The sequence below is a fragment of the Pseudonocardia sp. ICBG601 genome (assembly GCF_020496245.1).
Genome location: NZ_JAHLJA010000148.1, coordinates 2871105 through 2885114 on the forward strand (window position 1 = coordinate 2871105; position 14010 = coordinate 2885114).

A 14010-nucleotide genomic window follows, 5' to 3' on the forward strand; every position below is an offset into this window, starting at 1 on the left:
CGATGTGGAAGGGTCCGTGACGTGGTGGTGGACGACGGGCCCGGGTACGAGGACACGCTGGCCGAGGTCGCGACGGCCGTCGCCGAGCAGGCGGCCCGGGCCGCCGTGGCGCTGGCAGACCGGGTGCCCGACGGCGCGGCGGAGCCCCTCGGCCGGCTCGGTGCCCGCCGTGGCCGGCAGCACGACGACGCGCCGGTGACCGACCCGGGCCCCGCCGGCGGACCGATGCGGATGACACCCGCGCCGCAGGCGGCGGGCCCGTCCGTTCCCGGAGGCGTCGCATCGACCCTGGCACACCGCCTGCTCGGTGCCGTGGAGACGGTGCTGCCCGACGTCGCGTTCGCCGACCCGGTGGCCGGCGAGCTGTTGCGGCTCGCCACCGCCGACGGGGCGCCGGGCGGTGTCGTCGCGACCGTCGGGTTCCTGGACGGCCACGACGCGTTCGCGCGGCCGCTCCCGACGGCCCGCATGCTGTCGCCGAACGCACGGCCGCTGACCACGGACCTGCTGCGTGAGCTGTCCGGGCGGGCGCCGGTCGCGGGCTCGCTCGTCGTCGCCGCGACGGAGCCCGCCTCGGCGGTCGCGGCCGAGCACGGCCGCCGATGGTTCGCCCTCGGGGTGGTCACCGCGGCCGTCGTCGCCCGGGCCACGCGGTCCACCCGGGCCTGGCCCTCCGCCGACGACTCGGCCCTGGTCGTCGGCTGGGCGCTCGACGCGGTCGCCGAGCTCCTGCCCGAGGTACCGATGCCGACGGCGTGGCCCGCCGCGCTGGCCGCGGAACAGCGCGCGCAGTTCCTGCTGCCACGGGCGTCCTCGGCCACCGTGTACCCGCAGGACGGCCGGTTCGCCCTGCTCCCGGCCGAGGAGACCGCGTGGCCCGTGGTGGAGGTCCCCGCGAACGGGCTGGTGTCGCCGGTGCCCGGGGGCATCGTGGTGCATGTCGGCGCCGGTGCGGGCCCGGTGCAGGTGATCGTGGAGTCCACCGCCCACGGGCCCGAGCTCGACACCGAGCCGTCGATCCACGGCGACCACTGGGAGCAGATCGTCGAGGTCGGCTACGACAACACCGGCCTGTGCCGGATCATCGGCCGGCCCCACACGGTCTGGCCGGACCAGCACGACCTCGCCTTCCCCTGGACGACGTCGGTCCGCGCCCGGGTGCACGCCTCCGGCCGCGGCAGCGGAGGGGAGGAGCAGTACGTCGTACGACTCTGGGAGGCGCCGCCCGCGCCCGACGTCGTCCTGCGCGACGACCCGGTGTCACGGTCGCTGCCCGCGGTGTCCGGGACCCCGCTGATCCGGACCGACTTCCGCGACGACGCGGCCTGGGCCGCCGCGCTGCGGCGGATGTCCACGCCCAACAGCTCGGGGTTCGCTGCGGGCCTCGGCGTCGTCGAGGACACCGCATACGACTCCGCAACGGTGGAGGACCTGCTCGTCCTCGCGACGCCGGCGTGGTCGCGGCACCGGCAGTGCCTGTTCGTCGTCGACGCCACGACGTTGGCCTCGGAGGAACTTCCGGTGCTGGTCGTGGGGCTGTCGGGGGAGGACCGCGGTCGCACCTTCCGGGTCGTGACCGAGGAGCTGTGGAGCGTCGAGAACAACCTGTCGCTGGCGAACATGGACTTCCACGAGTTCGCCGGTGCGGCCGAGGACGGGGTGTTCCGGGGGTTCTGAGGAGCGTCGGGAGGAGTGGACGGTCCCGCCCTCAGACGAGCAGCCCCCACCCCGCCGCCGTCGCCGCCGCGGCGGCCCGGTTGCGGCATCCGGTCTTCGCGAGCACGTGCTCGACGTGCGTCGCGACGGTCCGCGGCCCGATGCCCAGCACCGTCCCGATCTCGCCGTTGCTCAGTCCCTCGGCCACCCGGGCGAGCACCTCCAGCTCCCGCACCGTCAGCCCGGCGGGCGCCGCGACCTCCCGGTGGACGACCACCACACCGGTCTCGGCGCGGTGGAGACCGATGTCGTGCACGGTGCCGCCGTGCACCACCAGGTGGTGGGCCGGTCCGCCGTGCAGGTTCCGGGCGGCCCCGTGCAGCGGCGCCGGCGGCTCCAGGAGACCCACCCGGGCCCGCGAGGTCAGCGCGACGACGCGGCCGTCGGGGAGTAGCAGCAGGCCCTCCCGGTCGTCGTCGCCGAGACCCGCGGTGGAGGGCAGCAGCCGCGGCACCGGGTCCAGGGAGGCGGCGAGGTCGGAGCCGAGCAGCGTGAGCAGGGCGACGGCGTCGTCGTCGGGGTGGCGGGTGCCGAGCGTGCTGGCGTTCACCATTCCCACGTAGCGGCCGTCCGCGGCGAACAGGCACTGCGTGATGCCGTCGCGGAACCCGCTCGGGCTGATGACCGTGTCGAAGATCCGGCCACGCCGTCGGGCCACGGGCAGGTCGCGGACCCGGACCGGGACCCGGTCGCGACGGACCGTCATGAACAGCGGGTCGGTGTGCATGGCGTGGTCGAGAAAGCCGGTCAGGGCGGACGGGTAGGTCGAGGCCAGGGCACGGTGGCGGCCCAGCACCGGGTCCCACACCGACAGCGCGGCGCAGTCCGACGACACCACCGCCGCCAGCCCCTCGAGCACGAACGCGGCCGAGCCCGGGGTCCGGCCACCGTTGCGGCGGAGGAAGGCGCCCAGCTCGCGTGCCGTGGCCAGCGCGGTCATGCCCCAGCACGCTAACGGGCACGCGGGATCCGTCAATCGACCGATTCCCGCAGCCGGTCGCCCGCCTACGGTTCGCCCACCCCACGGCAGGAGGAACCATGGAACCCCGCGAGTACGCCGACCTCGACGCCACCGCCCTCGCAGCGCTGATCCGCGACGGCGAGGTGACCGCCGAGGAGGTCGCACGGACCGCGACCGAGGCACTCGCCGCCGTCCAGCCCGCGGTGAACGGGCTCGTCGACGGGCCGTTCGACAGCCCGCTCGACCACGCCGCGGACGGGCCGTTCGCCGGCGTCCCCTTCGGGCTGAAGGACCTGATCGCGCACGCGGCGGGCGTCCCGACCCGGTCCGGCACCCGGCTGCTCGGCGACGGTGTCCCGATGCCGACCGACACCCACCTCATGGCGCGCTTCCGCCGCGCCGGGTTCGCCACGCTCGGGCTCACCGCGACCCCGGAGCTCGGCTTCAACGCCAACACCGAGGCCGTCGCCACCGGCTCGGTCCGCAACCCGTGGGACCTGTCCCGCAGTCCCGGCGGGTCGAGCGGCGGTTCGGCGGCACTCGTCGCCGCCCGCGCCCTGCCGGTCGCGCACGCCAACGACGGTGGTGGCTCGATCCGGATCCCCGCCGCCGCGTGCGGACTGGTCGGGCTCAAACCCAGCCAGGGCCGCACCTCACCCGGCCCGGACTACGCCGACCCGCTCCTCGGAATGGGGGTCGAGTTCGTCCTGACCCGGACCGTGCGCGACTGCGCCGCCGTGCTCGACGCCGTCCACGGCCACGAGCCGGGCGACCGCTACGCGTTGCCTGACCCCGTCCGCCCCTACGCCGACGAGGTCCGCGCCGGCAGCCGTCCGCTGCGGATCGCGCTGCACACCGAGCCCTTCTCCGGCGACGGGCCGGTGGACGCGAGCTGCGTCGAGGCGACCGAGGCCGCCGGCCGGATGCTGGAGGAGCTGGGCCACCACGTCGAACGGGCGGCGCCGCAGCTCGACGGTGCGGCGTTCGACGACGCCAACTTCATCGCCTGGACCGCGTTCCTCGCCGACGGCGTCGACGGCCTCGCCGAGGCCCTCGGCCTCACGCCCGGCCCGGAGCACCTGGAGGCCACGACGCTCGCCTGCGTCGAGCACGGCCGCACGCTGCGCGCCGCGGACCTCTTCGCCGCCGACCGGGTCTTCAACGCCACCCGCCGGACCGTCGCCGAGTTCCACCGCACCTACGACCTGATCCTGACGCCGACCATGAACGTCCCCAACACCGCGGCCGGATACCTCGACGCCGACGACGCGTCCCTCGGAGCCCGCGGCTGGTACGACCGGATCTTCAGCACCGCCGGGTTCACCGCCCTGTCGAACATGACGGGGAACCCGGCGATCTCGCTGCCGCTGGGGACCTCGGCGGAGGGCTGGCCGGTCGGCGTCCAGCTCGTCGCGCCCTACACGGGCGAGGCGACGCTGCTCGCGCTGGCCGCCGACCTGGAGCGGGCGCTGCCCTGGGCGGACCGCCGCCCCGGGACCGTCGTCGGCTGACCGGGGCGGGTCAGGTCGGCCGGTCGAGTCCCGCGGCGCGGAGTTCGAGCGCCACGAACCCGTCGATCATCGCGCGGTAGACCGCCTCGGCGATGTCGGGCGCCAGGCCGGAACGGGCGGCGTTCGCCCGGGCCCGCTCGATCACCCGGGCCTGGCGGTCGACGGCCCGCACGGCCCGCTCGTCGGACTTGTGCGCGGCCGCGGCGGTGACCAGGGCCTGGCGCTCGGCCAGCAGGCGGACGATGTCGGCGTCGAGCCGGTCGATGTCGGCGCGGATCTGTTCCAGGGACACGACCGGATCGTCGCACCACGGTGCCCCGCCCCCGTCCGGACCACCGCCGGCACCCGCCCACGACCACCTCGGCAGGATCGCCTCCGACACCCCCGCGTCCCTCGCCGCGGGAAGGAACCGGAGGAGGCCCGATGACCGACCCGCTCGTCCTGGACGGCGGCTCCCTGACCTGCGACGACGTCCTCCGCGTGGCCCGCGGCGACCGAGCGGTCGTGGTCGCGCCCGCCGCGGCGGAGATCGTCCGGGCGTCGCACGACACGGCGCTGTCGGCGAGCTCGACCCGGCCGGTGTACGGGCGGACCACGGGCGTCGGTGCCAACCGCGACACGGTCGTCGGCGGCGACGACGCCCGTGCGCACGACCTGCGGCTGCTGCTCAGCCACGCGGCCGGGGTGGGGGAGCCGCTGGACGCCGACGTCGTCCGGGCGGCGATGCTGGTCCGGCTCAACCAGCTCGCCGCCGGCGGCAGCGGGATCCACCCGCGTCTCGTCACGGCGCTGGAGACGGCGCTGCGGACCGGTGCGCTGCCCGTCGTCCACGACGGGGGCACGATCGGCACCGGGGACCTGTCCCCGCTCGCCGAGATCGCGCTCGCCCTGACCGGCCACGTCCCGTGGGCCGACGGCGCCGTCGAGCCGGTCGGGCTCGCCCCGGGCGACGCGCTGGCGTTCATGTCCTCCAGCGCGGTGACGCTGGCCCGGGCGGTGCTCGCCGTCGACGAGCTGGGCCGGCTGCTCGACGCCGCGCACCCGGTGGCGGCCCTGTCCTACTGCGCGCTCGCCGGGTCGCCCGAGGCGTTCGCCGAGGCGGTGCACGCCCGCCGTCCGCACCCCGGGTCGGTGCGTGCGGCCGCGCGGATGCGGGAGCTGCTGTGGCACGAGGGCGACCTGAGCCCCGGCCGGCGGATCCAGGACCCGTTCGGTCTGCGGGCGTTCCCCCAGGTCCACGGCCCGGCGCTGGACAGCGTCGACCAGCTCCGCCGGATCCTGGAGATCGAGGTCAATGCCGCCGCGGAGAACCCGCTGGTCGACGTCGCCACCGGCGCGGTGTTCCACCACGGCCAGTTCTCCACCGCCTACCCGGCGCTGGCGCTGGACCAGCTGCGGGCCGCGGTGCACCACGTCGCCGAGCTGTCCGCGGCGCGCCTCGGTGACCTCGTCGAACCCGACTTCACCGGGCTGCCCGCCTTCCTGGCCGGGGGCCCGCACGGCAGCTCGGGTCTGATGATCCTGGAGTACGTCGCGCACGACGCGCTGGGCAGACTGCGGCACTCCGCGGGCCCGGTGACCATGGGGACCTCGGTGATCTCCCGCGGCGTGGAGGACCACGCGAGCTTCGCCCCGCACGCCGCCCGCAGCGCGGCGTCGGCGGCGGCCAGCTTCCGTGTGCTGCTGGCCTGCGAGCTCGTCGCCGCGGTCCGCGCGCTGCGTCTCGCCGACACCGCACCGCACGGGCGGCTGCTCGCCTCGATCTTCCACGACGTCGACGCCGAGCTCCCCGACGAGCGGGCCGACCACCGCGTGGGGCACGAGGTCGCGCTCGCCGGGACGCTGCTGGACCGGCTCGTGGGCCGGCGCTGACGCCGGGGCCGCTCCCGCGTGTCGGACCGGCCGCGCCGGGGGCGGGCGGGCGCCCTCGGTAGGCTCGCGGTCATGTCCGGAGCGACCGTGAACGACCCCCTCGCCGAGCTCATCGCGTGCCGGGACTGCGGCCAGGACTGCCTCCTGCAGGTCGCGGACCTCTGCGCAGACTGCATCGCCCGGATCGGGACCGCCGCCGACGACGCCGACTACCGCGCCTGGCGCACGGAGAACGAGCGCCGCGTGGTCACCGGGGAGCTGACCGGCGCGATCTGACCGGCCGGTCAGCGGGCCGCGCTCACCCCCTGGCCGGGTGTCGCGGTCACCGGCGCCGCCGGGTTCCCGGCCCAGACCCCGCCCGCGCCGACGCGCTCGCCCTTCATGAGGAACGAGTCCGGGGCCAGCACGGCACCGTCGCCGACGACCGTGTCGTAGTGGACGAACACCCCGGCGCCGAGCACACAGCCGTCGCCGATCCGGATGTGGTCGGCCTTGAAGACGCCGTCCTCCATCGAGTGCGCCTGCAGGATCACCCCGGCGCCGAGCACGGTGTCGTCGCCGATCGCGACCAGGGTCTTCTCGCTGATCGCGGCGCCGTCGTCGAACACGCGGCGGCCGACCCGGACCCCGAGCAGCCGCCAGACCAGCGGCTTGAGCGGGGTGCCGTTGAGCAGCGACGGCTGGATGCTCAGCTTCCAGAAGCGCTCGTGCCACCAGAAGTAGCGGTCGTAGATCGAGCAGTACTGCGGCCGCAGCCGCCGGAACCCGGTCACCGCCCGTTCGACGAGCACGGTGAGGGCCAGGTCGGCGAGCCCGCCGGCCAGGACACCACCGACGATCGCGAGCGGGCCCGCGGTCGCCAGGAGGCCCGCCGCCACCAGCCCGACGGTCAGCAGCACGTGCAGCCGTACCCAGGTGACCAGCAGGAACAGCGCCATCGTGGCGAGGTTGTGCCGGTCCTTCGCGGCGAGCCTGCGGCGCAGCCGCGCCCCGGTGACGGCGAGGCGCGGGTCCTCGGGACGGGCCCGGGGGATCTCGAACGCGGGGGACCCGAGCAGGCCGACGTCGCGTCGCGGCGGTCCGTCGGTGGGGATCATCGTCTTGGTGCCGACCAGGCAGCCGTCGCCGATCCGGTCGCCCGCCGGGACGGTCAGGACGTTGCCGAGGAAGCAGTCCGCGCCGAGGGTGACCGGCACGGTCCGGAACGAGGTGCTGGTGAACTCGGCGGTCCGCAGGAACACCCCGTCGGAGAGCATCGTGTTCGGGCCGATCGCGACCAGGTTCGGCACCTCGTGGGCGATGTCGGCGCCGACGTTCGACCCGGTCTGGCCGCCACGGGCGATCCGGTAGCCGATCCGGCGCAGGTAGCCGACGATGAACGAGCTGTCCCCGAACAGCTGCACGAACAGCGGCACGTTGCTCAGCCGCGCGACCGTGCGGTGGCACCAGTACGCGGCGCCGTAGAGCCGGTGCACCCGGCCGGGACGCAGCAGCGGCCACAGCAGCCGCGGCACCAGGGTGACCACCAGCAGCCCGGTGACCAGCGCGGCGGCAGCCACGCCCAGCGACAGCCCGAGTCCGAGTGGGGACACCGCCAGGGCGAGCAGCTCGCCGGGGCCGCGCCCGTCGACCAGGGCGGTGACCCGCGGCCCGTCGCCCAGCACGGCGACGGCCAGGGTCACCACGGCGGGTCCGACCAGGAACAGGTTGAGCAGCTGGACGGTCGCGAACAGCGCCCGGCGGGCGGTCGAGCAGCGGGCCGGCTCCGGGCCGCGGAAGTCCGACGTCGTCGCGACGGCCGGTGAGCCGTGCGCCCGGGTCCCGTCGGGGATCCGGGCACCCCGCGGCAGCGACGACGCGTGCCCCAGCTGGGCGTCGTCGCCGACGACGGTGTCGATGTCGAGGACCGTCGCGTCGGACACGACCGCGCCGCGGCCGATCGTCACCGGCCCGGTGACGATCCGGCCGCGCTCCACCCGGTAACCGGTGAACGAGCTGCGCGACCGGACGACCGCACCGTCGCCGATGGAGAGCAGGTCGGTGCAGACCGGGACGGTCCGGGAGAACACGACGGCCCCGCGCCCCACCCGGGCGCCGAGCGCGCGCAGGTGCAGCAGGTAGAGCGGGGACCCGGCGAACAGCACCATCGGGCTGGTCCGCACCAGCGTGGCGACGACCCAGAACCGCAGGTGCGCCGCGCTCCACAGCGGGATCTCCCCGGCCCGCCAGCGGCCGACCAGCAGCCACTTCGCCAGCACCGGCACGACCGCGAGCAGCAGGAACGTCGCGACGAGCGCGGTGCCGGACCGCTCGAACAGGTCGAGCAGGCCGGTCGCGAGGTCCATCCACTCGATGTCGGCCCAGGCGACCACGGCGCCCGCGGCGAGGCCGAGCAGCAGCAGGACCAGCTGCACGGTCCCGCACACCAGGTGCCGCGCCCGGCCCACCGGCGGCGGCGCGGCGGGGGCGACGACGGCCGTCGTCGCGGCGACGGTGCCGGGCCCGGACCCGTCGAGCAGCGTGGCGAGCGAGCGCACCGTCGGGTGCTGGTAGAGCACCCGCATCCCGACCGGGCAGGACGGCCCGCGCCGGTCGCGGACCAGCGCCGCGAACTGGGCGAGCGCGAGGGAGTCGGCGCGCAGATCGTCGACCAGGTGGCTCTCGACGGACACCTCGGTGAGCCCGAGGGACTCCCCGAGCAGCGCCGCGAGCTCGGCCTCGGTCGGCGTCGCCGGTGCGACGACCGGCGCCGACGACGCCGTGCCCCGGCCGCTCGGCGCGGGCAGCGCCTTCCGGTCGACCTTGCCGCTGGTCGTGGTGGGCAGGGCGGGCAGGTGTTCGTAGAAGGCGGGGACCATGTGCGCGGGCAGCCGCGACCGCAGCCCGGCGGCCACCTCGTGGTCGTCGATGCGCAGGCCGGGGCCGGTGCAGTAGTAGGCGACCAGCTCGGGCACCGAGGGCCGCACCTCGTGCACGGTCACCGCGGCGGCGGCGATGCCGGGCAGGTCGGCGAGCACCGACTCGATCTCGGAGAGCTCGACGCGGAACCCGCGGATCTTGACCTGGCCGTCGGCTCGGCCGACGAAGCTCAGGCCCTCGGGGTCGGCCCGCACGAGGTCGCCGCTGCGGTAGGCCCGCTGCGGGCCGAGCGCGGGGACGGGGGAGAACCTGTCGCGGTCCTTGTCGCGGTCCAGGTAGCGGGCGGTGCCGACGCCGGCGATCAGCAGCTCGCCGACCTCACCGGACCCGACCGGCACGCCCGTCGCCGGGTCGACGACCGCGAGCTGCCACCCCGCGAGCGGCAGCCCGATGCGGACGGGTCCGTCCTCGGTCAGCCGGGCGGCGCAGGACACGACGGTGGCCTCGGTGGGGCCGTAGGTGTTCCAGACCTCCGGGCAGGCCCGGGCCAGCCGGTGCGCCAGCGGCTCGGGGCAGGCCTCCCCGCCGAGGATCAGCAGCCGGATCGCGCGGAGCTGCTCGGCGGTCCACAGCGCCGCCAGCGTCGGCACGGTCGAGACGACGGTGATCCCCAGCTCGACCAGCCGGTCCCCGAACTCGGCGCCGGAGCGCACGAGCGCGCGCGGCGCCGGGACCAGGCAGGCACCGTGCCGCCAGGCCAGCCACATCTCCTCGCAGGAGGCGTCGAAGGCGACCGACAGCCCGGCGAGGACCCGGTCGCCCGGGCCGAGCGGACGGCCCCGGGCGAACAGGCGCGCCTCGGCGTCGACGAACGCGGCGGCGCTGCGGTGGCTGACCGCGACGCCCTTGGGCGTGCCGGTGGAGCCGGAGGTGAAGATGACCCAGGCGTCGTCGCGGACGTCCGGGCCGCGCGAGGGGATGCGGCGCGCGTGCACCGGCCCGGGCACGATCCGCCCGCCGGCCTCGACCACGGCGCACACCGCGGCCTCGGTGAACACGGTGCGGGCGCGCTCGTGCGGGTCGTCGGCGTCGACCGGGACGTAGGCGGCGCCGCGGCGCAGGACCGCGAGGATCGCCACGTACAGGTCCGGGGTGCCCGACGGCACCCGGATCCCGACCCGGTCGCCGCGGCCGACCCCGCAGGCGGCGAGCCGGGCAGCGGTCCGCTCGACCGCCGCCCGCAGCCCGGCGTAGTCGAGCCGGACCCCGCCGGTGTCCAGGGCCGGGGTGTGCGGGTGGTCGGCGACGGTGCGGGTGAAGACGTCCCACAGCGTGCGGGGCGGGGCCGGCGGGGCGCCGGTCAGGACGCTCCCGTGGACCGCGTGCCGCCCCGGCGCCGCGGGTGTACGGACGGTGACCCCGCCGAACGGGTCCCGCGGCGGGGAGCCCGGACGCAGGGGAATCGTGCCGGGACCGAACTGCGACACCGAGGCCCTCCAGAAACGTCGTCGAACGGCCGGAGACTAACCGGTGGAATGAACACCCCCGACCCGGGTGTGTCCTTTCCCGCTCGACGACGTGTGGAGGGTCATGCATTCTTCAACCGATGTCCACCGGACCGGAAGGCCCGGCGTTTTACCTGTTCGTTGCCGGTCCTTGGGGGAGTTCCGGACCGCTGCGGCCGCTGTGCCGCAGCGGTTCACGGCACCATTCCTGCGGTTCTCCGTTCGCCGGTCGACGAACGCGTCGTCCCGTACGGTGAACGTGGGTACCGTTCGGCGCGACCGGGAACGGTGTCGCCCCGTTCCGGTAAAGGAATGGTCAGGAATCGGCCGGAATGCGCGTGGTCACCGGTCGTAGTCGATGGTCACCTCGTCGGTGGTGGGCCGGGACTGGCAGGTGAGGATCGCGCCGCAGGCCACCTCGTCGTCGGTGAGGGCGTAGTTCTGCTGCATGTGCACCGTGCCGGTGACGACCTGCGCGCGGCAGGTGCCGCAGATGCCGCCGGCGCACAGGTACGGGGCATCGACCCCGGCCTCGAGCGCGGTCTCCAGCAGCGACGCGGTGCCCCGGCTCCGGGTGACGGTCTCCTGTCCGCCGCGGCGCACGGTGACCACCGCCGGACGGGTCGGCACGTCGTCGGTGTCGTCGCCGGTGGGGGCGACGAAGAACTCCCGGTGGACCCGGTCCGGGGTGACGCCGTGGGCGTCGAGGACGCCGACGAGCTCGTCGAGCATCGGCGGCGGCCCGCAGAGGAACCAGTCCGCGTCGTCCACCGGCAGCGTGGTGAGGTGCTCGGTGAACCGGTCCGCGCCGAGGCGGCCCGGGACGACGGTGCGCGTCGTGCCGTCCGGTGCGGACCCGTCGGCGCCGGACCGCGAGTGGTGGTGCACGACGGTGAGCCGGCCCCCGGAGCTGCGGACGAGTTCGTCGAGCTCGGCGGCGAACATCGTGTGCTCGGTGTCGCGGTTGGCGTAGAGCAGCACGGCGCGGCGGTCGGGGTCCTCGTCGAGGGCGGCGGTGAGGATCGCGATGACCGGGGTGATGCCGCTGCCCGCGGCGACCGCGGCGACGGTGCGGCCCCCGCGGGGGCCGGCGGGCAGGACGAACTGCCCCGAGGGCGGCGTGACCTCGAGGGTGTCGCCGACGGCGAGCGCGGAGCCCACCCACGTCGAGAACCGTCCGCCGTCGACGCGGCGCACGGCGATGCGCAGCGCCGACCCGTCGGTGGAGCAGATCGAGTAGCTGCGCCGCACGAGCTCGCCGTCGATCCGCGCGCCCACGGTGACGTGGCGGCCGGGGCGGTGGGCGAACACGTCGCGCAGCTCGCCGGGCACCTCCAGGGTGACCGCGACCGCGTCCGGGGTGAGCCGGTCCACCGCGGTCACGCGCAGCGGGTGCGGGCGGGTCGGGAGGTCGGCGTCGCGGTCGGTGTGGGAGGTCAGCCGTCGCCACGCCCGGTACTCGGCGGGGGACAGGTCCGAGCCGAGGACCGTCGTGATCGGGACCGGGCGGTCGAGCCAGTCCGACATCGCCCGGCGCCACACGTCCTGGTAGCGGTAGAACGGGACGGTCGGGTGGATGTGGTGGACCAGGTGGTAGTTCTGGCCGAGCATCAGCGGGGTGACCAGGCGCTCCCAGCCGACCCGCATGCGGGTCGCGGCGAACCGGTCGGACTGCGCGGTCTCGCCGAGGTCGTGGTGGGGCAGCCAGTCGAACCACCAGGCGAGCAGCGCGATGCCCAGCCGCTGCGGGATCAGGTAGATCATCAGCAGCTCCCAGCCGTGGCCGGTCACCGCCGTCGCGACGAACGCGGAGACCACGACGAGGAACACCACGGCCTGCTCGACGACCTCGGCCCGCGGCCTGCTCGGGATCCGGGGCAGGTAGAAGCGCACGTACCAGAGGTCGATGGTCATCCAGCGCAGCGGCCAGCTCCACGCCGGGCCCGACTCGGTCCACGCGTCGGGGTCGCGGGAGGTGTCCTCGTTGGTGTTGCGGTGGTGCTCGATGTGCAGGTAGCGCAGCATCGGGAACGCGGCCCAGGCCACCACGAACAGCATCGACAGCCGGCCGAGCACCTCGTTGACCCACCGCAGGCGTCCGCCCGCGAGGTGGACGGTCTCGTGCAGCACCGTGAACATCGCGAACGTGACCAGGGCGTGCACCGGCACCGTGACCAGGTAGCGCCACGGGTCGGTCCCGGTCAGGACCAGGGCGGTCGCCCCCACCCAGGCCGCGAGCGAGCCCAGGAACAACGCCAGGGTCGGCAGTGCGACGACGGGGAGCGTGATTCCCGGGGTGGGTACGGGCCGCCCGGGGTCCGCGGGCCGGTCGCCGCCGGCTCCCTCGCGTGTGGTTCCCGCCGCCGTGCTCATGGCTGCCTCCTGATCGGACGGAGCGCGGTCGGCGTCGACCGCCCGCAGGAATAGTTGACAATCATGGGTAATCTGTCAACAGATCAGTCACTGGTGGGCGCTCTGTACAGTGCAGGCGTGGCGGGCTCGGGTGCGTTCCGGCGGGAGAGACGGGAGGTCCTCCGCACGCGGCTCCTCGACGCCGCGCGGGACATCACGACGGAGTCGGGGTGGTCGTCGCTGACGATGAGCGCCGTCGCCGGGCGTGCGGGGATCAGCCGCCAGCACCTCTACAACGAGATCGGCACCAAGGCGGAGCTGGGCAGCGCACTGGTCGGCCGCGAGACCGACGGGTTCGTCGCGGTGATGTGCGAGCAGATGCGTGCCCACCCCGCGGACGCCGTCGCCGGCGTGGTGGCCGCGGTCCGCGACGTGCTGGAGTACGGGGCGCGCAACGCGCTCCTGACGTCGATCCTCACCGTCGACGAGGGCGCGGGGGAGAGCCTCCTCCCGCTGGTGACGGCCCGACCCGACGTGGTGCGCGACCGGGCGACGGCGGCGCTGCTGCGCGAGATCTCCGAGCTCCACCCGGCCCTGGCCGGGGCCGCGGACCTGCCCCGGCTCGTCGACGGGGTGGTGCGGCTGGTCGTCAGCCACGCCACGTCACCGGGGGAGTCCACCGAGCCGGCGGTCGCGCAGGCCGGGTGGCTGCTCCGCGGCTTCCTCGACGGTGCCGCCGGGGCGGGCGGGGCCGGGGTCAGCCCCGGCTGAGGACGTCGAACCCGGTCGTGACGACGCCGTCGCCGACGCAGCGCTGGATGTGCGGCCGCGCGACGCCGATCGCGGCGACCCCGGGCACCGAGCCGCCCGCACCGAGCAGCGCCCGCCCGGCGGCCCGCAGGACCGCCACGCCCCGGCGCCGGTGCCCGTCGCGGGACGGGACCACCGACAGGCACACCCGCTGGCACACCGTGCCGTCGGCCGCGGCGCGCGGCGGTGACCAGGTCAGGGCCAGCACATCCTCGGTCGCGCGGGTGGGCACGGCGTACGACCCGCCGATCCCCGGCAGCGCGACGACGGTCGCGAAGGTGACACCGAGCCGGGTGAGGGCCGGGTCGCCGGCGAGCAGCAGCAGGGTCTGGTCGCGGGCGAACTCGGCGGGTCCGACGAGCTGCAGATCCGGCTGGATCATCGGGCCTCCGGGGACGGTCGTCGCTGTGCCCCTGACGCTAGG

At 75.4% G+C, this 14010-nt stretch carries 10 protein-coding genes; 5 read left to right on the forward strand and 5 right to left on the reverse strand.

The annotated features are described in order from the left end of the window. The first annotated feature begins 21 nt into the window (after window positions 1-21). On the forward strand, window positions 22-1677 hold the full coding sequence (locus KPL57_RS43105) for a hypothetical protein (protein WP_226356734.1): 1656 nt from the start codon (window positions 22-24) through the stop codon (window positions 1675-1677). Window positions 1678-1708: 31 nt separating this feature from the next. Here KPL57_RS43105 and KPL57_RS43110 read toward each other — a convergent pair whose 3' ends face one another. Continuing rightward, window positions 1709-2656 carry a helix-turn-helix transcriptional regulator gene (locus tag KPL57_RS43110; protein ID WP_226356157.1) on the reverse strand — a complete coding sequence of 316 codons (948 nt, stop codon included), beginning with the start codon at window positions 2654-2656 and terminating at the stop codon, window positions 1709-1711. Between the two features lie 98 nt (window positions 2657-2754). Between KPL57_RS43110 and KPL57_RS43115 the strand changes: the two genes are divergently transcribed. Next, complete coding sequence (locus tag KPL57_RS43115) at window positions 2755-4188, forward strand: amidase (RefSeq protein ID WP_226356158.1); 1434 nt, start codon at window positions 2755-2757, stop codon at window positions 4186-4188. Between the two features lie 10 nt (window positions 4189-4198). Here KPL57_RS43115 and KPL57_RS43120 read toward each other — a convergent pair whose 3' ends face one another. Next, a complete protein-coding gene (locus KPL57_RS43120) occupies window positions 4199-4480 on the reverse strand; it encodes a chorismate mutase (RefSeq protein ID WP_226356159.1) in 282 nt (93 codons plus the stop codon). A 131-nt stretch (window positions 4481-4611) separates the two neighbouring features. Here KPL57_RS43120 and KPL57_RS43125 point away from each other — a divergent pair, with 131 nt between their 5' ends. Continuing rightward, entirely contained in the window at window positions 4612-6060 is a 1449-nt protein-coding gene (locus KPL57_RS43125; protein WP_226356160.1) for an aromatic amino acid ammonia-lyase, read from the forward strand. A 72-nt stretch (window positions 6061-6132) separates the two neighbouring features. Then, window positions 6133-6336 (forward strand): hypothetical protein, encoded by a 204-nt coding sequence (locus KPL57_RS43130; protein WP_178375331.1) that lies wholly within the window; start codon window positions 6133-6135, stop codon window positions 6334-6336. A gap of 8 nt (window positions 6337-6344) precedes the next feature. Here the strand turns inward: KPL57_RS43130 and KPL57_RS43135 are convergent, their stop codons facing one another. Both KPL57_RS43135 and KPL57_RS43140 read right to left on the reverse strand, forming a co-directional pair. Continuing rightward, entirely contained in the window at window positions 6345-10406 is a 4062-nt protein-coding gene (locus KPL57_RS43135) for a Pls/PosA family non-ribosomal peptide synthetase (RefSeq protein WP_226356161.1), read from the reverse strand. A 360-nt stretch (window positions 10407-10766) separates the two neighbouring features. After that, window positions 10767-12797, reverse strand: coding sequence for a fatty acid desaturase (locus KPL57_RS43140; protein WP_226356162.1), 2031 nt, complete (start codon window positions 12795-12797; stop codon window positions 10767-10769). A 117-nt stretch (window positions 12798-12914) separates the two neighbouring features. Here KPL57_RS43140 and KPL57_RS43145 point away from each other — a divergent pair, with 117 nt between their 5' ends. After that, the gene (locus KPL57_RS43145) at window positions 12915-13547 is read left to right on the forward strand and encodes a TetR/AcrR family transcriptional regulator (protein WP_226356163.1); all 633 of its coding nucleotides are present in this window, start codon (window positions 12915-12917) and stop codon (window positions 13545-13547) included. On the opposite strand, the gene KPL57_RS43150 is transcribed toward KPL57_RS43145, so the two are convergent. Further along, on the reverse strand, window positions 13534-13968 hold the full coding sequence (locus KPL57_RS43150; protein WP_226356164.1) for a hypothetical protein: 435 nt from the start codon (window positions 13966-13968) through the stop codon (window positions 13534-13536). The genes KPL57_RS43145 and KPL57_RS43150 overlap by 14 nt on opposite strands. Window positions 13969-14010: the final 42 nt, after the last annotated feature.

Coding starts and splice junctions, on each gene's coding strand:
- KPL57_RS43150 (WP_226356164.1), bottom strand. CDS start 13,968: ATGATCCAGCCGGATCTGCAGCTCGTCGGACCCGCCGAGTTCGCCCGC.
- KPL57_RS43110 (WP_226356157.1), bottom strand. CDS start 2,656: ATGACCGCGCTGGCCACGGCACGCGAGCTGGGCGCCTTCCTCCGCCGC.
- KPL57_RS43130 (WP_178375331.1), top strand. CDS start 6,133: ATGTCCGGAGCGACCGTGAACGACCCCCTCGCCGAGCTCATCGCGTGC.
- KPL57_RS43115 (WP_226356158.1), top strand. CDS start 2,755: ATGGAACCCCGCGAGTACGCCGACCTCGACGCCACCGCCCTCGCAGCG.
- KPL57_RS43140 (WP_226356162.1), bottom strand. CDS start 12,797: ATGAGCACGGCGGCGGGAACCACACGCGAGGGAGCCGGCGGCGACCGG.
- KPL57_RS43125 (WP_226356160.1), top strand. CDS start 4,612: ATGACCGACCCGCTCGTCCTGGACGGCGGCTCCCTGACCTGCGACGAC.